Origin of the sequence: Pseudomonas sp. R4-39-08, assembly GCF_003852275.1 — a bacterium.
Taxonomy (GTDB): Bacteria; Pseudomonadota; Gammaproteobacteria; order Pseudomonadales; family Pseudomonadaceae; genus Aquipseudomonas.
In genome coordinates, this window is record NZ_CP027733.1 from 4,573,410 (window position 1) to 4,597,976 (window position 24,567).

A 24,567-nucleotide genomic window follows, 5' to 3' on the forward strand; every position below is an offset into this window, starting at 1 on the left:
CGAAACACCACCAAGGTGATGCGCTCTGTCATCCGGTTGGAAGGGTTGTAGCCGTTGCGAATATCGCGAGCTGCGTGCATTCAATGCTTCGCTTGCTGACGTAATGCCAATGCCGCTACACCACACAGGACCAAGGCGATACAGGACACGTAGAACGCATCGCTGTAGGCCATCAGGTAGGCCTCGCGGCGCACGGTACGCATCAAGCCCTCGAGGACTTGCTGCTGGGCGGGCAGCAGTTGGTTGAAGACGAAGGCTTCGCTGTCTGCTATGCCGGCGCGCAGGCGCTCCTGGAATGACGGGGAAAACATGGTGATCGACTCGCCGACGCGCTCTGAATGAAAGCGCTCGCGCATGGCGACGATCTGCGTCAACCCGGCAGTGCCCACGGCGCCGCCCAGGTTGCGCAGCATGGAAAACAGAGCGGAGGCAGAACCGGCTTCATCCTTGGCCAACCCGGACACGGCCAGCACCGAAAGCGCCACCATGATCAACGGTTGCCCGATGCCCCGTACCACAGTGGACGGGATGATCACGTTGGCGGCGCTGTCCATGTCCAGATGCGCGCCGAGATAGCAGCCCAGGGCCATGATGAAAAAGCCGCTGGCAACCATCAGTTTCGGGTTGAGCCACTTCATCAGGCGCGGCATGAACGGCGCCAGCACCAGTTGCACCATGCCGTAGGCAATCAGGCTGATCCCGATTTCCCGGGCGTTGTAGCCCTGCAGTTGGGACAGGTAATTGGGCACCAGAAAGACCAGGCCGAACGTGGCCCCGCCAAAAATGAACATCGCTGCGCTCGCCACGCCGAAGTTGTAGCTCTTGAGCAGGCGCAGGTTGATGAATGAGCGGCTGCCGTAGAGCTGTGACAGCACGAAATACACCAGGGCGACGCCGGCGGTGAGCGACATCCATACGATGAAATCGGAGCCGAACCAGTCCTTGCGCCCGCCTTCTTCAAGCACGATCTGCAACCCGCCGAGGCCGACAATCATGGCCAGGATGCCCCCCCAGTCGCCGCGCTTGAGCAGGCTCAACTGCATGGGTTTGGCATCAATGGACCACGCCACCGCCAGCAGCAGGAGAATGCCGGGGGCCAGTTGCAGGTAGAAAATCCAGCGCCAGGAATACGCATCGGTCAGCCAGCCGCCGATGGACGGACCGGCGGCCTGGGCCACGCTGTTGGACAGGGCGAACAGGGCCATGCCCATGGCGATCTTGCTGGGCGGCAGTTCCGTGATGATCAATTGGAACGACAACGGGATCAGCACCGCGCCGGCGGCGCCCTGAATCACCCGAATGATGATCATCACTTCCAGGTTGGGTGCCCAGGAGCAGGCAATGGAAGCCACTAGAAATACAAACGAGCCCACCAGCATCACCCGGCGCAGGGAGAACACCTGCACCAGCCAGGCGGTCAGCGGGATCATGACGATTTCCGCAACCAGATACGCCGTGGAAATCCACGAGCCTTCTTCAAAGGTCGCCCCCAGCGAGCCTTCGATTTCCGGCAGCGCGGCGCTGGTCACGTGCACGTTCATGCCGGCCATGAAACAGCCGAACAGCCCGCCGATCACGGCCACCCAGGCGCGAAAGGAGACGGTTTTCTCGCCAATCTCAGTCATGCGCGGCGCCCAGGGCAGTAGGACGGGTATCCACCGTCGTGATCACCGACATGCCCGGCAGGATGGGGCCGCCGTCATCGTGCTGATCGATCACGATCTTCACCGGAAAACGCTGCACGATCTTGGTGAAGTTGCCGGTGGCGTTGTCCGACGGCAGCAGCGCAAATACCGCACCCGAACCGGGCGAAAAACTCACCACATGGCCCTTGAGCTTGCGCCCTGAATAGCTGTCGACGCTGATATCCACCGTTTGCCCGGCGCGCATGTCACGCAATTGGGTTTCCTTGTAGTTGGCCACCACGTAGGCCTGCTGCAAGGGCACCACGGCCAGCAGCGGCAGGCCCGGCGCGACATATTGGCGGGTGCGCACCTTGCGCTGCCCCACTACCCCGTCGATCGGCGAGCGGATCAAGGTGTCTTCGAGCGCATGGGTCGCCAGTTTCAACTGGGCCTCGGCCTGGTCGCGCCGGGCTATCTGCTGCTGCAGCGAGGCATCGGCCAATTGGCGGCGGGTAGTGGCGACATTCAGCCGGGTTTCCTGCTGGCGCTGCATCGCCCGGGCAATGTCCACTGCGGCGCTGGCCTGGGTGTAACTGGCCGCGGCGCTTTCCAGGCGCTGGGCGCTGGCGGCATGCTCGCGGACCAGGCCTTCATAGCGATGTTGATCCAGACTGGCGCGGCGCAACTCCGCCCCCACGCTGCGGGTATGCGCCTCGGCCTGGGCGACGCCGGCCTTTTGCTGTGCGATCAGGCTGTCGGTAACGTGCAGGTTGGCCTGCTCGGCCGCAATCGAGGCTTGTGCTTGCGCCAACTCCGCACGGGCTTGGGCCAAGCGCGCCTGATAGTCACGGTCCTCGATGCGCACCAGCACATCCCCGGCCTTGACGGGCTGATCATCCTCCACCAACACCTGGGCTACGTACCCGGACACCCTGGGGCTGATGGGGATCCAGTCGGCACGCACGTAGGCGTCGTCAGTCTGTTCCAGGTAACGCCCGACGGTCATCCAATACACGCCGAACGCCACCGCTGCGATCAACAACGCAGCGCCACCGAGCAGGATCAGGTTGCGTTTGCGGCGTTGCTTGCGGGCGTGCATGAGCTGCTCGAGCACATGCTCCTGCTCATCCTGCACAGCGGTTTTTTCATCAACAGCGATATTCATGGCTGGGTACCGGAAAAATGGGCGGAAGCGTGGGTGAGTGCAGCGGCCGGAGCCTGGGCGGAAGCGGATTGCCAACCGCCCCCCAGGGCGCGAAACAGGCTGATCTGGCGCTGCAGCAATTGGCCATCGGCATCGGCGCGCGTGGCTTGCAGGCGGATCAGCTCACGCTCGCTGTCGAGCACATCGAGAAAGTCGATGGAGCCGGCGTTGTAGTTGAACTGCGCCAGCTTGTAGGCATGCCGACTGCTATCCAGTGCCTGACTCAAGGCGGCGTGGCGCTGGCGCTCGCCGTCGTACAGCGCCAGGGCCTGGCGTACGTCCTTGAGCGCCCTGAGCACGCTGTTTTCGAATTGCGCGACTTCCACCTGCTCGAGCGCGCGCGCCTGGTTGACCCGCGCACGGTTGGCACGCCAGTTGGGGAACTGCCAGGTAATCAGCGGACCGATGCCAAACATCACCGCGCTGCTGTCCCCCAGTTCATGGGACTTGCTGGCCGAGGAAGACACGGAGGCGCCAAAAGTCACCTTCGGATACAGGTCGGCCTGGACGATATCCACTTGCAAGGTGGCGGCTCGCAAAGCGCGCTCGGCCTGACGGATATCAGGGCGGCGTGCCAGTAATTGCCAGCCATCGCCCACCGGCAGCGCGGCACTGAGTTGCGGTACCACTTCGCACGTCGCCGCGCCTGAACCCTGCTCCAGGTCAGCCACGCCGGTCAGCATCGCCAGCTCGTACAACGCCGACTCGCGGCGCGCCTCCAGCATCGGCAATAGGGCCAGGGTTTCGCCCTGCAGGGCCTGCATGCGGCTGTATTCAAGGTCTGTCACCACGCCGGCCTGACGCTGGCGATCGGTCAGCGCCAGGCTGCGCCCGACCACTTCCAGTGAATGGCGCTGCACTTTGGCGCGCGCGCCCAGGGCGCAGGCATTCACGTAGGCGCGGGTGGTTTGCGCGGCGACGGTGATGCGCAGCAAGTCCTCGGCGTCCTGAGCCGCCGCCGCTTGCACCTGCGCCCGCTCAATGCTGCGCTGGACCTGGCCCCACACATCCACTTGGTAAGCCAATTCGAAACCAGGGTTGAAGGCCCACTGCGACGGTGCGTGGCTGTCGGTGGCCTTGGCCAGGGTCTGATCGTCGGCAGTCTTGCCGTAGACGGCGCCCAGTGACGCCTGGGTGGACGGCCAACGCTCGGCGTCGGCCTGCATGATGCCGGCCAGCATCGACTGCACATGGGCCTGCGCCGCCGCCAGGTCGCGGTTGTGTTCCAGCGCTTGCTGCACCAGCGCGTCGAGCTTGGGGTCGTTGTACAACTGCCACCAACGGTCGGGCAAAACCTGGGCCGACACACCCTGCGGCAGGCGGCTCAAGGCATCGATGCGCGGCGGGTGCGGTTGCGCCGGCACATGGGTGACCCAGGAAGAACATCCTGCCAACCAGACGACAGCCACGCCCAGCAGCGAAAGACGGCAGTGCCGCGTGGAAAATGAAGGCGAACCCATCGCAGAAATCCAGAGTGCTGAGTAGAGACGCAGGTTAAGAGAGCACCGTGCTGCGCATCTCCCGAGTTCCAGACAACCATCGTTTCGATTGGGACAACTTGGCTGCGCAGCCGGATCCAGAGCGCCCGCCGTCCAGGCGCACGCACGCATGGCCCTGCGCAGAGGCGGGCCATGTCCAGTAGGTGGGGGTAGCGCGGGGCCGATCAGACCAGGCGGCAGTTGCTGGGTGTGTAGCCCATGGTGCGTTTGAACATTGCCGTGAAAGCGCTGGGGCTTTGGTAGCCATGCTCAAGCGCCACTTCCAGAATGGACACGCCGCAGGCCAGGCGCTGCATGCTCAGCAGCAGTCGCGTGCGCTTGCGCCACTCGCCATAACTCATGCCCAACTCTTTCTGGAACAGCCGAGCCAGGGTGCGCGAACTCATATTGAGTTGCACCGCCCAGCTCTCCAGTTTCGATTCCTGGGACGGGTTGTCGATAAAGTCGGCACACAGCGACTTGAGCCGCGGCTCGTCTGGAATCGGCACATGCGCCAATACTTTCTGTGCCCTGTCGAGTTCAGAGAAGATCAGGTCGACAATCTGCCTGTGACGCACCACCGCCGGCTCGCTGTCAGGTGTTTCGGCGGCGGCGATGATCAACTCACGCAGCAGTGGCGACACACGGATGACATGGCACTCCTCCGTCAAGGCGCGGTGGGCGCCGGGGCTGATCAGCAACGTGCGCATGCGCACCTCGCCCGTCATGCGGATCTGGTGCTCCTGCCCGGAGGGGACCCACAGCGCGTGCCCGGAAGGCACCACCCAAGTGGTGCCGACGACCGATACCAGCATGACGCCGTTGATGGCGTAGACCAACTGGCCTTCGTCGTGTCGATGCGAGGCAACGATATCGCCGTGACCATAGTTACCGGTAAGCGCCGCCAATGCGGTATGCGCATTCATCTCAGGAAGGCACCGCAGCACTCGCCACGCTGAGCAGGCCCAGACGCGATGCGCGATTGACGGCACTCGTCACCGCCTTGAGGGACGCCAGCAAGATGCTGCCATCGCGGGCGGCACCGAACAGCAACTGGTTGTTCACGCGGATCTCCACATAAGCCAGTGCTTCAGCCTGGGCACCGTCACGGGTGGCATGTTCGTGGTAATCGGCGATGTCGAAGTGGATGCCGCGCTGCGCGAATGCGTCGACCAGCGCCGCCAGCGGGCCGTTACCTTCACCGCTCAGTTCAAGGGGGCTCGCGCCGCCGATCAGCGTGCCTTCCAGGTAAGTCACGTTGCCTTCGCTGACCAGTTTGGGCTGCAACAAGGTGTAAGGCTTGCCCTGGTCGAGGTAGTGCCGGGTAAAGCAGGCCAGGATCATCTCGCCACTGACTTCCTGACCGGAGGCATCGGCTTCCTGCTGCACCAGGCTGCTGAATTCCATCTGCAGGCGCCGCGGCATCACGATGCCATGTTGTTCCAGCAGATACGCCACGCCACCTTTGCCCGACTGGCTGTTGACGCGAATCACCGCTTCATAGCTGCGCCCCATGTCGGCGGGATCGATCGGCAAGTAGGGCACTTCCCACAGCCCATCGGGATTGGCCTGGCGGGCCGCGAAGCCTTTTTTGATCGCATCCTGGTGCGAGCCCGAAAACGCCGTGAACACCAGCTCCCCGGCGTAGGGATGGCGCGGGTGCGTGGGCAGTTGGTTGCAGAACTCGACTTCACGCTGCACGTGGATGATGTCCGAGAAATCCAGTTGCGGGTCGATGCCGCTGGTGTAGAGGTTCATTGCCAGCGTCAGGATATCCACATTGCCGGTTCGCTCACCGTTGCCGAACAACGTGCCCTCGACCCGCTCGGCTCCGGCCAGGCAAGCCTGTTCGGCGGTAGCGACCCCGGTACCGCGATCATTATGCGGGTGGACACTGATGACTACGCTGTCGCGCCGACTGAAATGGCGGCAGAACCACTCGATCTGATCGGCGAAGACATTGGCCGTGGAGACCTCCACCGTGGTGGGCAGATTCAGGATCATTTTGTTCGACGGGGTCGGGCCGAAAGCATCGGTCACCGCTTCGCAGACCTCCAACGCAAAGTCCAGTTCGGTGAAGCAGAAGGTTTCAGGGGAATACTGGAACGTCCACTGCGTATCTGGATTGTTGTCCATGTGGCGCTTGATCTCATGCGTTGCCTGGGTGGCAATGTCGATGCAACCGGCCCGGTCCACGCCGAACACCACCTCCCGGAACACCGGCGCGGTGGCGTTGTACACATGCACGATCGCGCGCGGGGCGCCTTTCAAGGCTTCAAACGTGCGCTCGATCAAATGGCTGCGCGCCTGCGTCATCACTTGGATAGTCACATCGTCGGGAATCGCGCCACTGTCGATCAATTCACGCACGTAATCGAAATCGGTCTGGGAAGCGGCAGGAAAGCCTACCTCGATCTCCTTGAACCCCACCTTGACCAGCAGCTCGAAGAAACGGCGCTTGCGCTCGGCATTCATGGGTTCGATCAATGCCTGGTTGCCGTCACGCATGTCGACACTGCACCAGGTTGGCGCTGCAGCCTGCATGACACTTGGCCATTGGCGGTCCGGGAGGTCCACGGTAGTGAAATGGCGGTATTTGCTGGAAGGGTCCTTGAGCATCATGTCGCTTCTCCTTTTAGAACTGATCGTCGGTAGCACAGACAGCCTCGCTGAACGCACCCAACATTGGATCCAATACTAAACATAGAGAGCTTGACATGAATTGCGTATTTGGCGCGACAACGTGAAAGAAATTACATAAAAAATCAGAAATTGAAAAAATAGTGGTGATTTCTTTCAATATACAAATTTATAGAGCAATAAACCCTTTAAGAGCAGGATTTAGACGATGATCAAAATTGAGCGCGACGGGGCGCGGAAAATGGCAAAAAGGCTACTGAGGGGGGATAGGTGATGGCGGTCGAGCCGCTCGCTAAAGAGGTCGCGACTGATGTTCGTAGCGCATAGAGCGTCTGTTCAGCAAATTTCAGGCAAAAAAAAACCCGGAAATCCTCACTTGCGTGGGCCTTCCGGATTTTCTAAACCGCCAAAAATGGTGGGTCGTGTGGGATTCGAACCTACGACCAATTGGTTAAAAGCCAACTGCTCTACCAACTGAGCTAACGACCCGCTGTGTGGTGGCGCGTATAATACTGATTTCTAAGGATTATTCAACACCTTATTTGAAAATAATTCAAAATTATACGCAGGGGTCATATTTCGGCGGGTTGAACGCCGCGCATCAGCGCCTGATCAGGCGTATCAACGCCCCGGCTCGTCGTTCCACAGGTATTTGTGCAACTGCAATTGCAGGCGCACCGGCAGGTTGTCCGCGACCACCCAATCCGCCAGCTCACGGGCGTTCAGGTCGTGATGGCTTGGGGAGAACAGCACCTCGCCTGCACGACGCTCGAGGCCATACTGGATCAGCTTGGACGTCGCCCAGTCATAATCGTCTCGAGAACAGATGACGAACTTGACCTGATCGTTGGCCGTCAGCAAGTCGATGTTCTCGTAGCGGTTGCGGTGAGCTTCTTTGGAATCGGGGGTCTTGAGGTCGACCACTCGGCTCACACGCGGGTCTACCGCGGAGATATCCAAGGCGCCGCTGGTTTCCAGCGAAACCTCGTATCCGGCGTCACACAGCTGCTTGAGCAAAGGAATGGCATTGGGCTGCGCCAATGGCTCGCCGCCTGTCACACAGACGTAGCGCGGTCGGTAGCCGGCAACCTGCTCCATGATGTCGTCCAGGGTGCGCACAGTGCCGCCGCTGAAGGCATAAGCGCTGTCGCAATATTGGCAACGCAAGGGGCAGCCGGTGAGTCGTACAAATACGGTAGGCAGCCCTGCGGTGCGCGTTTCACCCTGTAATGAGTAAAAAACTTCGGTAATACGTAATGTGTCTTGCATAGTCGCCACGGGCGTAACAGCTAAACAGGCTGTCCGCCTCCGTCAGGCACTTCAAGGGATTGCGCCAACGCGTCAACCCCAGGAAGCGTGTGTCATAAAAGGGCGTGGATTCTAACGAAAAAACCCGCGCCAGGCGCGGGTTTCTTCTAAACGGACTGCATTGCTTACAAGCGTTGCAGATCCCGTTGGGCCAACTGCGCAGCGGAAGTACCCGGATACTGGGCGACGACCTGCTGCAGAATGCCTTTGACCTTGTCGGCATGGCCAAGACGGCGTTCCACGTCAGCGAGTTTGTACAGCGAGTCCGGTACCTTGGCGTGCTTGGGGTACAGCTGGCTGACCTTGGCAAACGCCTGGCCTGCCCCCTGCAAATCACCCTTTGCCAGGTTGACCTCACCCAACCAGTACTGGGCATTGCCCGCGTATTGGCTGTTGGGGTACTTGCGCAGGAATGCGGTAAACGCCTGGCTGGCCTTATCGAAGTCCTTGGCCTTGATCAGGTCGAAGGCTGCATCGTAATACAGTTTTTCCTTCGCCGGATCACCCGGTTCACTGCTGGCGGCCGGGGCCTGGCTGGCTGCCGTGGCCCCCGCTGCTGCGCCACCGGCGGCAGCACTGGGCGTGCCACCGGTAGAAGAATTATCAGGAGTAGCGGCAGGTGCAACACCGGCTCCAATACGTCGATCAAGATCCTGGTAACGTTCCAGGCCTTCTTGCTTCAGCTGATTCACTTGATTCTGCAGAACTTCGATGGCGCCTTGTTGCTGGGCCAATTGATCCTGCATGCGTTGCAGCTGGTTGAACAGTTCGCCCTGTGCCGAAGGCGCGGCCGTAGCCGCCCCCCCAGCATAGGCGCCGTTCGTGCCATAACCCGCTGGCGGATAACTGCTGCCGCTATTGTTATAGCCAGAGTTGCTATCCGTTACAGGAACCGCAGCCCACACCGCAAGCGGTGCGAGGCTGAAAGCCAATACAGTTAGAGCACGACGGCACGTTCGCATGACGAATTACTTACGCAGTTCGACGCGACGGTTCTGAGCCCACGACTGTTCGTCGTTGCCAGTTGCAACTGGACGCTCTTTACCGTAGGAAACCAGTTCCAGTTGGCCTGGAGCAACACCTTGCAGTACCAGGTAGCGTTGAACGGCTTTCGCACGACGCTCGCCCAGTGCCATGTTGTACTCACGAGTACCACGGGCGTCAGTGTTACCTTCCAGAACAACGCGAGCGCCGTTAGCTTTCAGGTCCTTGGCGTGAACGTCCAGAGCGCGCATGGCTTCTGGCTTCAGGTCCGAACTGTCGTATTCGAAGTAGAAAGTGGTGATCGCGCGCAGAGCAGCTTCTTCGCTCAGGGAGCCGTCGACTGCACCAGTGTTAGCGCCGTAACCAGCGTTTGGATCAACAGCTGCGCCTTCACCGGCATTGTCGCCGCCTTTAGAGGAGCAACCAACGGCTACGGACAGAGCCAGAGCCAGAGCAGCAAACTTACCAAACTTCAGCATTTCCATCGTGAAACTCCTAATGAACCCCAGTGTGTTAAGTACTTCTTTTTGTAGCGCCGCGTCAGTTCAGGTAAGGGGACCAGGATGGTTCTCTGACTTCGCCTTGTGCGGTAGGAAGCGGGAGCCTTACGCGTCCATTAATGGACACGAGCATCAAGACTCCCCGGCCCTGCTGGCGGGTGGCGTAGATTACCATGGTGCCGTTGGGCGCAACAGTGGCTGACTCATCAAGGTTGGTATCTGTAAGGATTTTTACGGTTCCGCGCTGCAAATCCTGGGCCGCAACCCGGAAATTAGTGAAACCATCCTGACGGTGAATCATTACCAACGTCTTTTCATCGGCCGAAAGCTTGGGGTTGGCGTTGTAGTTACCAATAAAGGTCACGCGTTCCGCGCCACCACCACCCACGCTGGCTTTATAGATTTGAGGCTTGCCGCCACGGTCGGAGGTGAAGTAGATGGTCGAGCCATCCTTACCCCAGAACGGTTCGGTGTTGATGCCAGGGCCGCTGGTCACGCGAGTGAGCTGGCGCGAAGCCATGTTCATCACGTAGATGTCCGGGTTACCGTCCTTGGACAGCACGAATGCCAGGCGCGAACCATCCGGCGACCAGGCTGGTGCACCGTTGAGGCCTTCGAAGTTGGTGATCTGCTCACGACGGCCAGTATCGATGTGCTGGACGAAGATACGCGGACGCTTCTGTTCGAACGACACATAGGCAATACGCTTGCCGTCCGGCGCAAAACGCGGCGACAGGATTGGCTCGCGCGACTGCAACAGGGTCACGGCGCGTGCACCGTCATAGTCGGAGCGCTGCAGGGTGTAACGCGTGTTGTCTACGGAAAAACGCTCGGCGGTGACGTAGAGCATGCGTGTGGAGAACGCACCCTTGATACCGGTGAGCTTTTCAAACGACTGGTCCGAAATGTAGTGGGCCATGTCACGCAGTTGCTCGGCGGTGCCCGAAACGTTGCCGGTCAGGACCTGCTGTTCGGTGGCCACGTTGAACAACGTGTACTGGATCTGCAGGCGACCGCCGGCCGGTGTGATGCTGCCGACCATCAGGTACTGCGCGCCCACGGCCTTCCAGTCGCGGAAGATGACTTCGCTGGCCTGGGTCGGCTGGCTGATCATGTTGCCTTTCGGAATCGGTGCGTAGTAGCCGGAGTTGCGCAGGTCGTCGCTGACGATCTGGGCCATGTCGTCCGGCAGCACGCTGCCGCCCTGCCAGCCGAACGGCACTACCGCGATCGGGGTGGCCCGATCGCTGCCGCTGGTAACCAGGATGTTCTTTTCATCCGCCGCCGCTATCCCTGCCATGCAGCAAATAACGACAAGCATTCCTCGAAGAAGGTTTCTCACAAGGCTAGATCCTCAGGTGTGAATGTCATCTTGAATGAACGATAGGGAGCGAAGTCGCTTGGTTTCATTCCCTGCATCTCGGTCAACCGGCCAATATTCTTGACTGCGGCAACCGCCGAACTGTCGAACGAACCGTCACCACTGGACTTGGCCACGCTGACCGAAGTCACCGTGCCGTCCGGCAACATGCCGATCTGCAGCACTACTGTCATGCCTTTACGTGCCGAAGGTGGACGTGTCCAGCCTTCCGCTGCCCGAGCCCGGATCAGGTCGTCGAAACTGCCCGCGACTTCATCGCCACGCTCATCGGCCAAGGCTTGCTGACGCTGCGGCGTGTCGGAAAGCAAATCTGCCAGGGCCTGGGCCTTTTTCTCTTCGGCGGATTTACGGGCTGCTTCCTGGGCCTTTTTCTTGGAGGCGTCGGCGGCAGCTTTCTTCTTCGCTTCGTCGGCGACTTTCTTTTTCGCCTCGTCTGCTTCAGCTTTTTTCTTGGCGTCTTCGGCGGCTTTCTTCTTCGCGTCTTCGACGATCTTTTTCTTGGCTTCTTCAGCGGCCTTTTTCTTGGCCTCTTCCTCGGCAGCTTTCTTGGCTTCTTCTTCGGATTTCTTCTTGGCTATATCAGCCAATTGTTTCTCTTCGGCCTTTTTGGCTTCGGCAGCTTTCTCGGACTTCTTGGCTTCATCAGCCTTTTTCGCCTCGTCAGCTTTCTTCGCTTCGTCAGCCTTTTTCGATTCCTCGGCCTTTTGAGCCGCCTCTTCTTTCTTTTGTTCCGCAGCAGCCTTCACCGCTTCCTGCTCGACCTTCTTCTGTTCCATCTGCTCGACTTCGGTCTGGCGCGCAGCCGACTTCTGGGCCTCACCCGCAATCTTCTGATTGGTCTGGGTGGTGGCCTGACTTTTCGATTTCAGCTGATACAGGGTCGCCTGCACGATCGGCTTGGCTGGCGGCAGGTCCGGGGTCATGGCAAAGCTGACGAACAGCATGCCGAACACCAGGATGTGCAGGGCAATTGCCCACACGCCAGGCCAGAAGTAGCTTTCCGAGGCGGACGGCTCTCGCTGTTGCTGCATCAGGGCGCCTCGGTAATCAAGCCAACGTTACCGACGCCGGCCTTCTGCAGCCCGCCCATGGCGCCCATGACGGAGCCATAGTCGACCGACTTGTCACCGCGAATGAACACCTGGGTGTGCTTGCCGCCTTCGTTGCCGGAGCGAATGATCTTGGTCACGGCGTCAGTCATCGCCGGCAAGGTCAAGGCCTTGTCCTGCTGCTTCTGCGTGTCGACTTCGCTGCCAAGGTTCCAGTAGTAGGTCTTGTCAGCCTTGATCGAAATGGTCAGGACCTGAGTGTTGTTGTCTTGCGGCAGGGCTTCACTGGAAACCTTGGGCAGATCAACCTTCACGCCCTGGTTGAGCATCGGCGCGGTCACCATGAAGATCACCAGCAGCACCAGCATCACGTCGATGTAGGGCACTACGTTCATCTCGGCGACCGGCTTGCGCTTTTTGCGAGCTCGAGCGATTAAAGCCATTGGGAATTACCTGCTTATTCTTCGCTGGTGTGCACTTTACGGTGCAGGATCGCCTGGAATTCATCGGCGAAGGTGTAGTAACGGCTGATCAACGTTTCGCTGGTGGCGGCAAAACGGTTGTAGGCAATTACTGCGGGGATAGCGGCGAACAGGCCGATCGCGGTGGCGATCAGGGCTTCGGCGATGCCCGGGGCCACGGTGGCCAGGGTCGCTTGCTGGGCCTGGGCCAGGCCACGGAAGGAGTTCATGATGCCCCATACGGTACCGAACAGGCCGATGTACGGGCTGACAGAACCCACGGTCGCCAGGAACGGCAGGCTCTGCTCCAGCTTCTCTTCTTCGCGGGAGATGGCGACGCGCATGGCCCGTGCCACGCCTTCCATCACGGCTTCCGGGTCAACGCCCGGTTGCTGGCGCAGGCGCGAGAACTCCTTGAAGCCGGCGCGGAAGATTTGCTCGACGCCCGAATCCGGGTCCGGATTGCTGCCGGCCTGGCGATACAGCTTGGACAGGTCGATACCCGACCAGAAGCGCTCTTCGAAGCTCTCCAGGGCACGTCGACCGGCACGCAGCAGGTTGCTGCGCTGAAAAATCATGACCCAAGAGGTAACCGATGCGGCTACCAGGGTCAGCATGACCAGTTGCACCACGACACTGGCATTGCTGACCAGGCTCCACATGGAGGAATGGTCGACGACGGTAGGTTCCACGCTAAATCTCCTGCTTTGATTGTTTACCCGCGCCGCTCACGGCGGCAAAGGCCGCACGTAGAGTTTCGGGAATGGCCCGAGGTTTCAAACTGTTGGTGCGTACACACGCCACCAGGAACTGCCCCTCACAGAGCAGCGTTGCATCCGTAGCCCGCCTGACCTGCTGCTTGAATCGCAGGCTGGCACGGTTCAATTCGATGACTTCAGCGCTGACCAGCAGTTCATCGTCCAGCCGCGCCGGTGCGTGGTAACGCGCCTCGCTGGAATGCACGACGAATAACAGGTCCTCCCCTGCCAGCAAGGATTGGGCAAAGCCCAGCTCCCGTAGCCGCTCGGTTCGAGCCCGCTCCATGAATTTCAGGTAATTGACGTAATAAACGATGCCGCCGGCATCAGTGTCCTCGTAATAAACGCGACAGCGATGTGCGAACGACTGATCCCCGTTTTGCGCGCGCATACTCTAGTGCTTACTCCTCAGGTTGCCAATCCGGCTGGACAACTGTTTTTTCAATACCTGAACACATTTCCATTGCCTGAATGACGACGCCAGACACTGGGACAGCACAAACTTCAGATAAATCACCCCACATGACAAATACCCTGCAGGAGCGAGCTTGCTTGCAAAGCCCCTGAGCGCGCCGCGTACAACCAGACACACTGCGTCAGTGTTGAGGTTTTTCGCGAGTAAGCTCGCTCCTACAATTTTTTAATCGTCCACTGCATCGAGAAATTCGTCTACCACGGGCATCTCTCCCAATCGTGACGGAATGTTTAGCCCGAAGTGCAGATAGGCGTGACGCGTTACCACCCTGCCCCGTGGCGTGCGCATGATGTAGCCCTGCTGGATCAGGTAGGGTTCCAGCACATCCTCAATGGTATGCCGCTCTTCACTGATGGCGGCGGCCAGGCTGTCCACGCCCACCGGGCCACCGTCGAATTTCTCGATCATGGTCAGCAGCAAGCGCCGATCCTGGTGATCGAAGCCATGTTCATCCACATCCAGCAGGTTCAACGCCAGGTCCGCGACCGCCTTGGTGATATGCCCCTTGGCCCGTACCTCGGCAAAATCGCGTACGCGGCGCAGCAAACGGTTGGCGATCCGTGGTGTACCCCGCGCGCGTCGGGCGATTTCGAATGCGCCTTCAGGGTCCAGCGGCAAGCCGAGGATACTCGCCGAACGACTGACGATCGTCGCAAGGTCGGCAGTGCTATAGAACTCAAGACGTTGAACGATACCGAAACGGTCTCGCAGCGGGTTGGTCAGCATGCCGGCACGGGTGGTCGCGCCGACCAGGGTGAACGGTGGCAGGTCGAGTTTGATCGAACGGGCCGCCGGGCCTTCGCCGATCATGATGTCGAGCTGGAAGTCCTCCATCGCCGGGTACAGCACTTCCTCGACGATGGGCGACAGCCGGTGGATCTCGTCGATAAACAGCACGTCGTGAGGCTCGAGATTGGTCAGCAGCGCGGCCAGGTCGCCGGGGCGCTCCAGCACCGGGCCGGACGTGGACTTGATCGACACGCCCATTTCCTGGGCAATGATATTGGCCAGGGTGGTTTTACCCAGGCCAGGCGGGCCGAAGATCAGTGTGTGATCCAGCGACTCGCTGCGCCCGCGCGCGGCCTGGATGAACAGTTCCATCTGCTCGCGCACGGTGGGCTGGCCGATGTAGTCGGCCAGGCTCAAGGGGCGGATGGCGCGGTCCTGGACTTCTTCACGGTCGCGCGGGCCGGTGGCCGCGATCAGACGATCAGCTTCAATCACTTAAATCATTCCCTTCAGGGCTCGGCGGATCATGTCTTCGCTGCTCAGGTTCTTGTCCTTGATGGCCGACACCGCTTTGCTGGCCTCCTGCGGCTTGTAGCCCAGGGAGATCAACGCACTGACAGCATCGCTTTCGGCACTGGCAACCTGTGTCGCCGGCATATCCGGTTGATTGGGCACCAGGGCGAACATGCTCGGCACCACTTCCCAGGCCTTGAAGCGGTCCTTGAGCTCCACCAGCAGGCGCTCGGCGGTTTTCTTGCCGACACCGGGCACCTTGGTCAGCGCCGAGGTGTCCTGGGCCGAAACGGCACGCACCAGCTCATCCACTTCCAGGCTCGACATCAACGCCAGGGCCAGCTTGGGCCCGACGCCGTTGAGGCGAATCAGTTCGCGAAAGAAGTCACGGTCGCGCTTGCCAATGAAACCATAGAGCAGTTGCGCGTCCTCTCGCACGACTAAATGCGTGTGCAAAGTTATCGGCTCGCCGACCGACGGCAAGCGGTACAAGGTGGTCATGGGCACTTCAAGCTCATACCCCAATCCATTCACATCCAGAATCAGGTGCGGCGGCTGTTTCTCAGCCAGGGTGCCGCGCAAGCGTCCAATCAAGGTTCAGATCCTTAAAGCTTGGGGTCAGAACAGGCCTGACCGGAAATAACGATTGCGCTGATGCTATCAGAGACGCAGGCGTCCGCCACGACTGCGTGCCGCGCCCAGGCCATGAGGCAGCAGGCTGGAGCGGGTGTGGGCGTGGCAAATGGCAATGGCCAGGGCGTCGGAGGCGTCGATCTGGGGTTTTGAGGTGAGCTTGAGCATGTGCATGACCATCATCTGCACCTGTTCCTTATTCGCCCCACCCGTACCGACGACGGCCTGCTTGACCTGGGTCGCGGTGTATTCGGCGATTTCCATGCCCTCCTCGGCCCCCGCCACAATGGCCGCCCCACGGGCCTGGCCGAGCTTCAACGCCGAGTCGGCATTCTTGGCCATGAAGACTTTTTCGATGCCCATGGTCACCGGGCCGTAGGTCTGGATGACTTCACGAACGCCGCGATAGACGATCTGCAGGCGCTCGGCCAACTCCCCCGCGCCGGTGCGAATGCAGCCCGAGGCTACATAAACGCAGCCACGCGGCGTGTGTTGCACCACGCCAAAACCGGTAATGCGCGAACCGGGGTCGATACCTAGGATTAAAGTCATAACGCCTGCAGGTTGGATAAACATATTTTTTGATACAGCGAAGTTCAATGTGGGAGGGGGCTTGCCCCCGATGGCAGTGGATCAGTCAGAATATTTTGGCTGACCCACCGCTATCGGGAGCAAGCCCCCTCCCACATTTGGATCTACATCAACCTTCAGCCTAGCTGTTCGGCCACGGATTCCGGAATGTCGGCATTCGAATACACGTTTTGCACATCATCCAGGTCTTCAAGCATATCCAGCAGCTTCAACACCTTCTGCGCACCGTCCAGGTCGAGTTCGGCACTGGTGGTCGGCAACATCACGATTTCCGCGTCGGTACCTTTGAAACCCGCGGCCTCCAGGGCGTTGCGCACCGCGTAGAAGCTGGCGAACGAGGTGAACACGTCGATGGAGCCATCTTCGTTTGTGACCACGTCGTCGGCATCTGCCTCCATCGCGGCTTCCATCAGCGCGTCTTCATCCGTGCCCGCTGCAAAGGTAATCTGCCCCTTGCGCTCGAACAGGTAGGCCACCGAACCGTCGGTACCCAGGTTGCCGCCGCACTTGCTGAACGCATGACGCACCGCAGCTGCAGTACGGTTGCGGTTATCGGTCATGCATTCGACCATCACCGCCACGCCGCCTGGCCCATAGCCTTCGTAGGTCAGCTCGACCATGTCGTCGGTGTCGGCGGCGCCGGCGCCACGGGCCACGGCGCGGTCGATGATGTCACGGCTCATGTTGGCGCCGAGCGCCTTGTCCAGCGCCAGGCGCAGGCGCGGGTTGGAGCCCGGGTCACCGCCACCCTGGCGGGCGGCGACGGTCAGCTCGCGGATCCACTTGGTGAATATCTTGCCTTTCTTGGCATCCTGACGCTCTTTGCGGTGCTTGATGTTCGCCCACTTGGAATGGCCAGCCATAACACAACTCCGAAATTCTCTAGAAACCTTTATCTATCCCGCTCCGGGCGGACTTCTCTTTTTAAGTGCGGCCTTTGTAACGCAAAGGCGCATCCGAAGATGCGCCTTTAAGACTGCGTAAACCTCAGTGCGCTTTCACGCAGCAGCCTTACTCAGCCTTCGGCGTCTCGCGCAGACGGATGTGCAATTCGCGCAGTGCCTTGGCATCCACGACGCCCGGCGCCTGGGTCATGACGTCCGCAGCACTCTGGGTTTTCGGGAAGGCAATCACTTCACGGATCGACTGGGCGCCGGTCATCAGCATCACCAGACGGTCCAGGCCGAAGGCCAGGCCACCGTGCGGCGGCGCACCGTACTTGAGCGCGTCGAGCAGGAAGCCGAACTTCTCTTCCTGTTCCGCTTCGTTGATGCCCAGCAGACGGAACACTGCTTGCTGCATCTCTTTGCGGTGAATACGGATCGAACCGCCACCCAACTCAGTGCCGTTGAGCACCATGTCGTAGGCACGGGACAACGCGCCGGCCGGGTTGGCTTCCAGCTCGGCCGGGGAGCACTTCGGCGCGGTGAACGGGTGGTGCAAGGCGCTGAAGCTGCCGTCGTCGTTCTCTTCGAACATCGGGAAGTCGACCACCCACATCGGGGCCCATTCGCAGGTCAGCAGGTTCAGGTCGTGACCCAGCTTGATCCGCAGTGCGCCCAGGGCTTCGCTGACGATCTTGGCCTTGTCGGCACCGAAGAACACGATATCGCCATCGACCGCACCGACGCGATCGAGGATCGTGTTCAGGTTGGCTTCGGGGATGTTCTTCACGATCGGCGACTGCAGGCCGTCAACGCCATTGGCGCGCTCGTTGACCTTGATGTACGCCAGGCCCTTGGCACCGTAGATGCCGACGAACTTGGTGTAGTCGTCGATCTGCTTGCGCGGCATGCTCGCGCCGCCAGGCACGCGCAGGGCGGCGATGCGGCATTTCGGGTCATTGGCTGGGCCGCTGAACACCTTGAAGTCGACGTCCTTGAGCTGGTCGGCCACGTCGACCAGTTCCAGCGGGTTACGCAGGTCTGGCTTGTCGGAACCGTAGCGACGCATGGCCTCTTCGAAGGTCATGTGCGGGAATTCGCCGAACTCCAGGTTCAGCACTTCCTTGAACAGGTTGCGGATCATTTGTTCGGTGAGGCCCATGATCTCTTTTTCATCGAGGAAGCTGGTCTCGATGTCGATCTGGGTGAATTCCGGCTGGCGGTCGGCGCGCAGGTCTTCGTCACGGAAGCACTTGGCGATCTGGTAGTAACGGTCGAAGCCGGCCACCATCAGCAGTTGCTTGAACAGCTGCGGCGATTGCGGCAAGGCGAAGAAGCTGCCCGGGTGGGTACGGCTCGGCACCAGGTAGTCGCGCGCGCCTTCCGGGGTGGCACGGGTGAGAATCGGCGTTTCCACGTCGAGGAAGCCGTTCTCGTCGAGGAAGCGGCGGATGCTGGTGGTCATGCGCGAACGCAGACGCAGCTTCTCGGCCATTTCCGGACGACGCAGGTCCAGGAAGCGATAGCGCAGGCGAGTTTCCTCGCCAACGTCGGAATATTCGTTCAGTGGGAACGGCGGGGTTTCCGACTCGTTCAGCACTTCCAGCTCGTAGCCCAGCACTTCAATGCCGCCGGACGCCATGTTCTTGTTCACGGCACCGGCCGGGCGCAGGCGCACCTTGCCGGTGATCTTCACGACGTATTCGCTGCGCACGCGGTCGGCGGCGGCGAAGCTCTCGGCGCGATCCGGGTCGAACACTACCTGGGCCAGACCATCACGATCACGGATATCGAGGAAGATCACCCCGCCGTGGTCGCGGCGACGGTGAACCCATCCGCAAAGGGTGATTTCCTGACCTTCCAGGGTCTCGTTCAGTTGGCCGCAATAGTGGCTGCGCATCATGGTCGTGGTTTCACTTCTCGTAATTCGAAATTCGGTGGCAGGCGTGCCTCGTCACCGTACATTAAAGCAGGGGACGGATAATGCAGGAGCCTGCGCGTAGAGTTCAACTCAGTCTGCTTTGTCGCCGCCCGCCAGGTTCTTCTTGGCGCCGGTCTTGAAATCGGTCTCGTACCAGCCGCTGCCGCTCAGGCGGAAGCCCGGCATGGACAACATCTTTTTCAACTCAGGTGCCTGGCAGGCTGGGCAATCGACCAGCGGCGCGGCGCTGATCTTCTGAATGGCTTCCAACTGATGACCACAGGAAGCACATTGATAGTCGTACATGGGCATGGAGTTGTCTCGGCGATCAGATCGTTACTGCGCTACGCCCTGCCGATGTGCATAAAGCCCGGCATGCGCAGCAAAGCGCGGGATTATATCTGGTAAATCGAGGCAGCGCAGCCGGCTTTCTGCCCGAGGCGCGGCCCGCCGGAAGGAAGGGCCGCGCCCTGCAGCCTCCATCAGAAGGGGCCAGAGGCGCTAAGGCGGTCTTTCAACAGGTGAACGACACACACCACCCGCACCAGCCCGCTGAAGTTCTTCACACCGCCATAGCGCAAATGCACTTCCCGATCGACATAGGACAACAACGCACTGACCGAGCAGGTATTGATCCTGGCCATTTCCGTCAGGATATTCCAGTAGATCTGTTCCAGCCGCAGGCAGGTGGAAAACCCGTTGAGCCGCACCGACCGCGATAATGGCTTGGCGAGCCCCATGTCGAACCCTTTCGCGAAGGGATCGACCTTTATCTTGTGAAAACCACCGGTTTCCACGCCCTTACCACATGACATACACCTGACACTCCCTTGCCAAAACAGCAGTCCATGGGTTTCTCCCATTGGACGGTCAGCCTATAAAACCGCAGGAAGCGACGAGCAGCCAGAAGACGCGGGCGCTGGGCGTCGTAGGACAACGCCAGCAAGCGCAGAGAAACCAGTGAGCGGCGCCCCGAAGACGCCGCACGGGTTCGACGGTTATTGGTTTTCGAGCAGCGAACGCAGCATCCACGCGGTTTTTTCGTGAACTTGCATCCGTTGGGTCAACAGGTCCGCAGTCGGCTCATCGCTGACCTTGTCGAGCAACGGGAAAATGCCTCGCGCGGTACGGGTGACGGCCTCCTGGCCCGCCACCAGTTGCTTGATCATCTCTTCGGCGCTCGGCACACCCTCTTCTTCCTTGATCGAAGACAGGCGGGCGTAGATCGAATAGGCACCCGGTGCCGGGAAGCCCAGGGCACGGATACGCTCGGCAATGGAATCCACCGCCAGCGCCAGCTCGTTGTACTGCTCTTCGAACATCAAGTGCAGCGTACGAAACATGGGGCCCGTGACGTTCCAGTGGAAGTTGTGGGTCTTCAGGTACAGCACATAGGTATCGGACAGCAGCCGTGAAAGTCCGTCGACGATGGATTTACGATCTTCTTCACTGATACCAATATCGATTGCCATGTTTTTCCCCTTCAATTGACGAGCATTCATTGATCAGGTGCAGGATCACTCTAGCAAGAGTGCTGGCCGCGTGCAGCCCGACGCACCCAGGCAATGTGCGGCAAATTGCCCCGCACCGGTTGCGAGGGCAGCGGCCGAAGAGCCGGTCATCCTGTAAGAAAAACGCTCGAAAGGCCGCTCAAATTACCTGCACCTGTCTAGGACAAGCCTTCGACGCAAAAATGCCACCTCGATTGCAACACCCCGAAATGCTTGATTTGAGTAGGCACAGCCTTTGCTGTTAAATAGGCGGCGTGTGGCTGCCGTTCATTTCTGCGGCACGTCACATAGGCTGCTACCCGCGCACGTGCCCAACGCCTCCCATTGTTCAGAAGCGAACCGTGCCAGTCAGCTCTTCCTTGTGATCCGTCTTAACGTGAGTTAATCAAAATGTTGAAAATCGTCCACCTGCTAACGGGCGTTGCAGCTTTGCTGCTGTCCTTTATCCCGAGCCTGCAGCCTGAAAGCCTGCCCTACCTGCAACAACACGACGCTCTATATCTGGCCTTGTTCGGCCTTCTCAACCTGACCCTGGCACCGGTAATTCCCTACTGGAACAAAGGCACGCGTCATCAACTGCAAAACCTGGTCAGCGCGCTGCTGGTACTGACCGTCGTCGTTCAAACCCTTACCCTGCTGGCACCCATGCCTGAAGTGGGCGGCCACCCGGCCATCCTGCTCAGCCTGGTAATCGCTGTGGTCGCCATCGTTCTTCACCTGGCCATCAGCTTCTACCGTTCGTCCCCAGCGGCCGCGTCGCAAAACTACGACATGACCAACCGGGATACCGGGACCGTCAAGTGGTTCAACACCTCCAAAGGCTTCGGCTTTATTTCGCGCGACTCGGGTGACGATATCTTCGTCCACTTCCGAGCTATCCGCGGTGAAGGCCACCGCGTCCTGGTCGAAGGCCAGCGCGTGGAGTTCTCGGTGATGAACCGCGACAAAGGCCTGCAAGCTGAAGATGTCATCGCTGCCCTGCCGCGCCGCTGATTCCCGCCTGCGCTGCAAAAAAAACCGCGATCCGGCGTAGGCCGGATCGCGGTTTTTTATTGCACGCTCATTTAATAGTGCGGCGGCGGGGCTTCTTCTTCTGAGGTTTCGAACTGGCCGCCCATCTCTTCCTGGCGCTTGAGCAAGGTGATCATCTGCAATTGCAGGCGCTCCACCGCTTGCTGCTGGGCGACCAGAATGTCATTGAGGGTTTCGATGGTGTCGTCCTGGAACGCCAGGCGGCTTTCCAGGTCGGTGACGCGATCTTGCAGGTCCATGGTTCAGTCCTGGGTAAAAATGAAGTCGGCGGGCAATAATTCACGTAATCGGCTGCGGATCGCCGCCACCTGCTCTGCGCTGTAAGGACGGGCCGGATGCTTGCCCCACACCGGCGCCGGCCATGCCACGTCATCGCGCTTGCGCACGATGACATGCACATGCAGCTGGCCGACCACGTTACCCAGCGCGCCGATGTTCATCTTATCGGCGGCCAGGCCTTCGTTCAGCAACTGTGCGAGTGCAGTCGTTTCCTGCCACAGCGTCTGTTGCTCGGCGACATCCAGTTGAAACACTTCGCTGATACCGTGAATGCGCGGTACCAGGATGAACCAGGGATAATTCGCATCATTGGACAGCAGCAGGCGGCAGAGCGGGAAGTCCCCAATGGCCAATGTGTCTTGTTGCAGGCGTTGATCTAAAGCGAACACGTGGGCACTCCGTTCGGCAGGTCAATTCAGGCGCCCAGCATACCGCCGAATGCCCAAGGCTTCACGGCGAATGCGCAAGCAGCCTGAGGCAAACCCATTCCACGGATGCACCCTTTCGAGGCAGTCGCACGCGTGAACCACGCTAACTCGGGCTTCGAAGGGATGCACCAAAATGACCCACTTGTGCTTCAAAGGGAGTCGGCCGCTACCCACTTATGAGGGTCAATCGGTAACGTTTTGCTCAGGCGCAGGTTTTGCGCGCCACCGCACGACGGTAACACCTGAATGTCGAGCCTGAACTAAACTGCCCGAGAGGCCCGTGTTTATGCGGTTTTTACACTGCCGTAACGTTTTTCACGAAAAAATGACATTCGGTTGGCGCTTTGTGCACGCTTGTTGCATTCACCTTGCTATCGTCGGCAACGACACTTGGGTGGATGCCAGGGTTTCGCGATAAGAAACAATAGCGTTTCAATGTGTGCCAGGGACGATTTCGAACTTTGAAGGTGTTTGAAAAGAACATTGAAGTTGTCAGCCTGGTTACCGTCGGGCTGTGATTTGCGACACGGAGCTAGCAATTTACGACAGCCTCGTAAAGAAGCTGAAAGGATAGTTTGGCAAGTATCGTCAACAGCGCCGGTGTGAGATAACTTTGCGCCGACACACATAAAGAAAGAGCCGCCCAGATAAAAATACAGGTGGGACGGCAGTACTCTTCTAAAACCAAAGGAGCAAATCACGATGCGCGTGATGAAGTGGAGCATGATCGCCCTGGCTGTTTCAGCAGGCACCTCGCAGTTCGCAATGGCGTCCGCCCAAGACGATTCCAAGGGCTTTGTTGAAGACAGCACTTTCAGCATCAACACTCGCGCTTTGTACTTCAGCCGCGATTTCCGTAACAATCCGTCGGGGCCAGACTCTCAGAGCCGTGCGGAAGAAAGCGGTCTGGGCTTCAACGCCTTGTACGAATCGGGCTTCACCCAAGGCACCATCGGTGTCGGCGTTGACGTGATCGGCTTGATGGGCGTCAAGCTCGACAGCGGCAAGGGCCGTGCCGGCACCGGTCTGTTCCCTACCGGTTCCGACGGTCGTTCGCAAGACGAGTACTCAAAAGGCGGCGGCGCGGTTAAGTTCCGCATTTCCAATACTGTGCTGAAAGTCGGTGACCAATACACCACAGCGCCTGTATTCGCCTCCGATGACAGCCGCTTGCTCCCAGAACTGCCACAAGGTATCTCGATCACCAGCAACGAGATCAAGGGCCTGAAGCTCGAAGGCGGTCACTTCACTTCCAGCGTCGCGCAGAACCAGACCTACCACGACAGCTTGGGCCTGACGAAGACTGACTTCGTCGGCGGCGTCTATGCCTTCACCCCGGAAGTCACCGGCAGCCTGTACTACGCGAAAACCGAAGACTACTTCCGCAAGTACTACAGCAACCTGAACTGGACCCACGCCCTGAGCGATGACCAGTCCTTCGCGCTGGACTTCAACATCTACGACACCAAGAGCGAAGGTGAAGGCCTGCAACGTGCTTCCAAAGACAGCAGCCTGCCGTTCGCTGAGCGCACCAAGCTCGACAACCGCGCATTCAGCTTGCAGGGCGCGTACACCATCGGCGCTCACACCTTCACCCTGGCTGCCCAGAAGGTTACCGGTGACGGCGACTACGGCTACGGCGTAGATGGCGGCGGCACTGTATTCCTGGCCAACTCCATCGCCCGTTCCGACTTCAACGCCGAAGGCGAGAAGTCGTACCAGGCGCGTTACGACATCAACATGGCGACCTTTGGCGTTCCGGGCCTGAGCTTCATGACGCGTTACGTGACCGGTAGCGGCGCCAACACAGCCACCACCAGCAACGGTAAAGAGTGGGAACGCGATATCGAAGCCAAGTACGTGGTTCAGAGCGGCCCGGCTAAAAACCTCAGCCTGCGTCTGCGCCAAGCGACTTATCGTTCCGGTGATGGCGTTTACTACGGTTCGCCTTCGATCGACGAACTGCGTCTGATCGCGAACTACCCGCTGAACATCTTGTAATCACGCGAGTAATTACAACGATGACTTAAGGTTTCGACCTTGAATAAAAAGCCGCTCCCCTGTTTGCAAGGGAGCGGCTTTTTTATTGCAATTATATGTCCAACAACCAAATAACTAGCAAGCTAAGTAACTATATGAGCCTGTCGCATTTAACCTGACCTTTCGGCCAACTTGAATGCGAG

The 24,567-nt window shown here is 59.6% G+C and carries 25 protein-coding genes and 1 tRNA gene; 2 read left to right on the top strand and 24 right to left on the bottom strand.

Translation table 11 applies throughout. The features are described from left to right. Positions 1-80: 80 nt before the first annotated feature. The 22 genes from C4J88_RS21130 to C4J88_RS21240 form a co-directional block, all read right to left on the bottom strand. The gene (locus C4J88_RS21130) at positions 81-1,625 is read right to left on the bottom strand and encodes a DHA2 family efflux MFS transporter permease subunit (RefSeq protein WP_124408025.1); all 1,545 of its coding nucleotides are present in this window, start codon (positions 1,623-1,625) and stop codon (positions 81-83) included. After that, positions 1,618-2,790 carry an HlyD family secretion protein gene (locus tag C4J88_RS21135; protein WP_124408026.1) on the bottom strand — a complete coding sequence of 391 codons (1,173 nt, stop codon included), beginning with the start codon at positions 2,788-2,790 and terminating at the stop codon, positions 1,618-1,620. Before C4J88_RS21135 ends, C4J88_RS21130 begins: the two co-directional genes overlap by 8 nt. Then, positions 2,787-4,289 (bottom strand): TolC family protein, encoded by a 1,503-nt coding sequence (locus C4J88_RS21140; RefSeq protein ID WP_124408027.1) that lies wholly within the window; start codon positions 4,287-4,289, stop codon positions 2,787-2,789. Before C4J88_RS21140 ends, C4J88_RS21135 begins: the two co-directional genes overlap by 4 nt. Positions 4,290-4,492: 203 nt before the next feature. Next, a complete protein-coding gene (locus C4J88_RS21145) occupies positions 4,493-5,233 on the bottom strand; it encodes a helix-turn-helix domain-containing protein (protein WP_124364177.1) in 741 nt (246 codons plus the stop codon). 1 nt (position 5,234) lies between these two features. Further along, complete coding sequence (gene leuA, locus C4J88_RS21150) at positions 5,235-6,929, bottom strand: 2-isopropylmalate synthase (RefSeq protein ID WP_124368160.1); 1,695 nt, start codon at positions 6,927-6,929, stop codon at positions 5,235-5,237. Positions 6,930-7,360: 431 nt separating this feature from the next. Next, positions 7,361-7,436, bottom strand: a tRNA-Lys gene (locus C4J88_RS21155). A gap of 132 nt (positions 7,437-7,568) precedes the next feature. After that, positions 7,569-8,216, bottom strand: a complete 648-nt coding sequence (gene queE, locus C4J88_RS21160; RefSeq protein WP_124368161.1) for a 7-carboxy-7-deazaguanine synthase QueE — start codon at positions 8,214-8,216, stop codon at positions 7,569-7,571. Between the two features lie 164 nt (positions 8,217-8,380). Beyond that, entirely contained in the window at positions 8,381-9,217 is an 837-nt protein-coding gene (gene ybgF / locus C4J88_RS21165; RefSeq protein WP_124408028.1) for a tol-pal system protein YbgF, read from the bottom strand. Between the two features lie 6 nt (positions 9,218-9,223). After that, positions 9,224-9,724 (bottom strand): peptidoglycan-associated lipoprotein Pal, encoded by a 501-nt coding sequence (gene pal, locus C4J88_RS21170; RefSeq protein WP_003193861.1) that lies wholly within the window; start codon positions 9,722-9,724, stop codon positions 9,224-9,226. 55 nt (positions 9,725-9,779) lie between these two features. Beyond that, entirely contained in the window at positions 9,780-11,060 is a 1,281-nt protein-coding gene (gene tolB / locus C4J88_RS21175; RefSeq protein WP_177412755.1) for a Tol-Pal system beta propeller repeat protein TolB, read from the bottom strand. 17 nt (positions 11,061-11,077) lie between these two features. Further along, positions 11,078-12,151, bottom strand: coding sequence for a cell envelope integrity protein TolA (gene tolA, locus C4J88_RS21180; protein WP_124364182.1), 1,074 nt, complete (start codon positions 12,149-12,151; stop codon positions 11,078-11,080). Further along, on the bottom strand, positions 12,151-12,603 hold the full coding sequence (tolR, locus tag C4J88_RS21185; protein ID WP_161793227.1) for a protein TolR: 453 nt from the start codon (positions 12,601-12,603) through the stop codon (positions 12,151-12,153). The genes tolA and tolR overlap by 1 nt, the downstream gene beginning before the upstream one ends. 23 nt (positions 12,604-12,626) lie before the next feature. After that, the gene (tolQ, locus tag C4J88_RS21190; protein WP_053135845.1) at positions 12,627-13,322 is read right to left on the bottom strand and encodes a protein TolQ; all 696 of its coding nucleotides are present in this window, start codon (positions 13,320-13,322) and stop codon (positions 12,627-12,629) included. 1 nt (position 13,323) lies between these two features. Further along, positions 13,324-13,779 carry a tol-pal system-associated acyl-CoA thioesterase gene (gene ybgC / locus C4J88_RS21195; RefSeq protein ID WP_124364183.1) on the bottom strand — a complete coding sequence of 152 codons (456 nt, stop codon included), beginning with the start codon at positions 13,777-13,779 and terminating at the stop codon, positions 13,324-13,326. 249 nt (positions 13,780-14,028) lie between these two features. Continuing rightward, positions 14,029-15,087 carry a Holliday junction branch migration DNA helicase RuvB gene (gene ruvB, locus C4J88_RS21205; protein ID WP_003175801.1) on the bottom strand — a complete coding sequence of 353 codons (1,059 nt, stop codon included), beginning with the start codon at positions 15,085-15,087 and terminating at the stop codon, positions 14,029-14,031. After that, positions 15,088-15,699 carry a Holliday junction branch migration protein RuvA gene (gene ruvA / locus C4J88_RS21210; protein WP_124364184.1) on the bottom strand — a complete coding sequence of 204 codons (612 nt, stop codon included), beginning with the start codon at positions 15,697-15,699 and terminating at the stop codon, positions 15,088-15,090. Positions 15,700-15,765: 66 nt separating this feature from the next. Continuing rightward, positions 15,766-16,290, bottom strand: a complete 525-nt coding sequence (gene ruvC / locus C4J88_RS21215) for a crossover junction endodeoxyribonuclease RuvC (RefSeq protein WP_057723842.1) — start codon at positions 16,288-16,290, stop codon at positions 15,766-15,768. Positions 16,291-16,445: 155 nt separating this feature from the next. Beyond that, positions 16,446-17,192, bottom strand: a complete 747-nt coding sequence (locus C4J88_RS21220; protein ID WP_124408029.1) for a YebC/PmpR family DNA-binding transcriptional regulator — start codon at positions 17,190-17,192, stop codon at positions 16,446-16,448. A gap of 148 nt (positions 17,193-17,340) precedes the next feature. After that, positions 17,341-19,116, bottom strand: coding sequence for an aspartate--tRNA ligase (aspS, locus tag C4J88_RS21225; RefSeq protein WP_124408030.1), 1,776 nt, complete (start codon positions 19,114-19,116; stop codon positions 17,341-17,343). 108 nt (positions 19,117-19,224) lie between these two features. Next, positions 19,225-19,446 (bottom strand): FmdB family zinc ribbon protein, encoded by a 222-nt coding sequence (locus tag C4J88_RS21230; RefSeq protein ID WP_003193872.1) that lies wholly within the window; start codon positions 19,444-19,446, stop codon positions 19,225-19,227. Positions 19,447-19,616: 170 nt separating this feature from the next. Further along, the gene (locus C4J88_RS21235; protein ID WP_124371699.1) at positions 19,617-19,949 is read right to left on the bottom strand and encodes a ribbon-helix-helix domain-containing protein; all 333 of its coding nucleotides are present in this window, start codon (positions 19,947-19,949) and stop codon (positions 19,617-19,619) included. A gap of 183 nt (positions 19,950-20,132) precedes the next feature. Further along, positions 20,133-20,606 carry a Dps family protein gene (locus tag C4J88_RS21240; protein ID WP_003193874.1) on the bottom strand — a complete coding sequence of 158 codons (474 nt, stop codon included), beginning with the start codon at positions 20,604-20,606 and terminating at the stop codon, positions 20,133-20,135. 429 nt (positions 20,607-21,035) lie between these two features. Between C4J88_RS21240 and C4J88_RS27955 the strand changes: the two genes are divergently transcribed. Further along, the gene (locus C4J88_RS27955) at positions 21,036-21,638 is read left to right on the top strand and encodes a cold-shock protein (protein WP_005790922.1); all 603 of its coding nucleotides are present in this window, start codon (positions 21,036-21,038) and stop codon (positions 21,636-21,638) included. 71 nt (positions 21,639-21,709) lie between these two features. On the opposite strand, the gene C4J88_RS21250 is transcribed toward C4J88_RS27955, so the two are convergent. Together C4J88_RS21250 and C4J88_RS21255 are read right to left on the bottom strand one after the other, a co-directional pair. After that, positions 21,710-21,916, bottom strand: coding sequence for a SlyX family protein (locus C4J88_RS21250; RefSeq protein WP_124408031.1), 207 nt, complete (start codon positions 21,914-21,916; stop codon positions 21,710-21,712). 3 nt (positions 21,917-21,919) lie between these two features. Continuing rightward, positions 21,920-22,345 carry an HIT domain-containing protein gene (locus C4J88_RS21255; protein WP_124408032.1) on the bottom strand — a complete coding sequence of 142 codons (426 nt, stop codon included), beginning with the start codon at positions 22,343-22,345 and terminating at the stop codon, positions 21,920-21,922. Between the two features lie 741 nt (positions 22,346-23,086). On the opposite strand from C4J88_RS21255, the gene C4J88_RS21260 reads away from it, so the two are divergent. Beyond that, complete coding sequence (locus C4J88_RS21260) at positions 23,087-24,385, top strand: OprD family porin (protein ID WP_124368169.1); 1,299 nt, start codon at positions 23,087-23,089, stop codon at positions 24,383-24,385. The last annotated feature ends 182 nt before the right edge of the window (positions 24,386-24,567 follow it).

What these genes read in the sequence shown, in the direction of transcription:
- C4J88_RS21130 (WP_124408025.1), bottom strand. Translation starts at nt 1,625, where the DNA reads ATGACTGAGATTGGCGAGAAAACCGTCTCCTTTCGCGCCTGGGTGGCC.
- C4J88_RS21135 (WP_124408026.1), bottom strand. Translation starts at nt 2,790, where the DNA reads ATGAATATCGCTGTTGATGAAAAAACCGCTGTGCAGGATGAGCAGGAG.
- C4J88_RS21140 (WP_124408027.1), bottom strand. Translation starts at nt 4,289, where the DNA reads ATGGGTTCGCCTTCATTTTCCACGCGGCACTGCCGTCTTTCGCTGCTG.
- C4J88_RS21145 (WP_124364177.1), bottom strand. Translation starts at nt 5,233, where the DNA reads ATGAATGCGCATACCGCATTGGCGGCGCTTACCGGTAACTATGGTCAC.
- leuA (WP_124368160.1), bottom strand. Translation starts at nt 6,929, where the DNA reads ATGATGCTCAAGGACCCTTCCAGCAAATACCGCCATTTCACTACCGTG.
- queE (WP_124368161.1), bottom strand. Translation starts at nt 8,216, where the DNA reads ATGCAAGACACATTACGTATTACCGAAGTTTTTTACTCATTACAGGGT.
- ybgF (WP_124408028.1), bottom strand. Translation starts at nt 9,217, where the DNA reads ATGCGAACGTGCCGTCGTGCTCTAACTGTATTGGCTTTCAGCCTCGCA.
- pal (WP_003193861.1), bottom strand. Translation starts at nt 9,724, where the DNA reads ATGGAAATGCTGAAGTTTGGTAAGTTTGCTGCTCTGGCTCTGGCTCTG.
- tolB (WP_177412755.1), bottom strand. Translation starts at nt 11,060, where the DNA reads ATGCTTGTCGTTATTTGCTGCATGGCAGGGATAGCGGCGGCGGATGAA.
- tolA (WP_124364182.1), bottom strand. Translation starts at nt 12,151, where the DNA reads ATGCAGCAACAGCGAGAGCCGTCCGCCTCGGAAAGCTACTTCTGGCCT.
- ybgC (WP_124364183.1), bottom strand. Translation starts at nt 13,779, where the DNA reads ATGCGCGCGCAAAACGGGGATCAGTCGTTCGCACATCGCTGTCGCGTT.
- ruvC (WP_057723842.1), bottom strand. Translation starts at nt 16,290, where the DNA reads ATGACTTTAATCCTAGGTATCGACCCCGGTTCGCGCATTACCGGTTTT.
- C4J88_RS21220 (WP_124408029.1), bottom strand. Translation starts at nt 17,192, where the DNA reads ATGGCTGGCCATTCCAAGTGGGCGAACATCAAGCACCGCAAAGAGCGT.
- aspS (WP_124408030.1), bottom strand. Translation starts at nt 19,116, where the DNA reads ATGATGCGCAGCCACTATTGCGGCCAACTGAACGAGACCCTGGAAGGT.
- C4J88_RS21230 (WP_003193872.1), bottom strand. Translation starts at nt 19,446, where the DNA reads ATGCCCATGTACGACTATCAATGTGCTTCCTGTGGTCATCAGTTGGAA.
- C4J88_RS21235 (WP_124371699.1), bottom strand. Translation starts at nt 19,949, where the DNA reads ATGTCATGTGGTAAGGGCGTGGAAACCGGTGGTTTTCACAAGATAAAG.
- C4J88_RS21240 (WP_003193874.1), bottom strand. Translation starts at nt 20,606, where the DNA reads ATGGCAATCGATATTGGTATCAGTGAAGAAGATCGTAAATCCATCGTC.
- C4J88_RS27955 (WP_005790922.1), top strand. Translation starts at nt 21,036, where the DNA reads ATGTTGAAAATCGTCCACCTGCTAACGGGCGTTGCAGCTTTGCTGCTG.
- C4J88_RS21250 (WP_124408031.1), bottom strand. Translation starts at nt 21,916, where the DNA reads ATGGACCTGCAAGATCGCGTCACCGACCTGGAAAGCCGCCTGGCGTTC.
- C4J88_RS21260 (WP_124368169.1), top strand. Translation starts at nt 23,087, where the DNA reads ATGCGCGTGATGAAGTGGAGCATGATCGCCCTGGCTGTTTCAGCAGGC.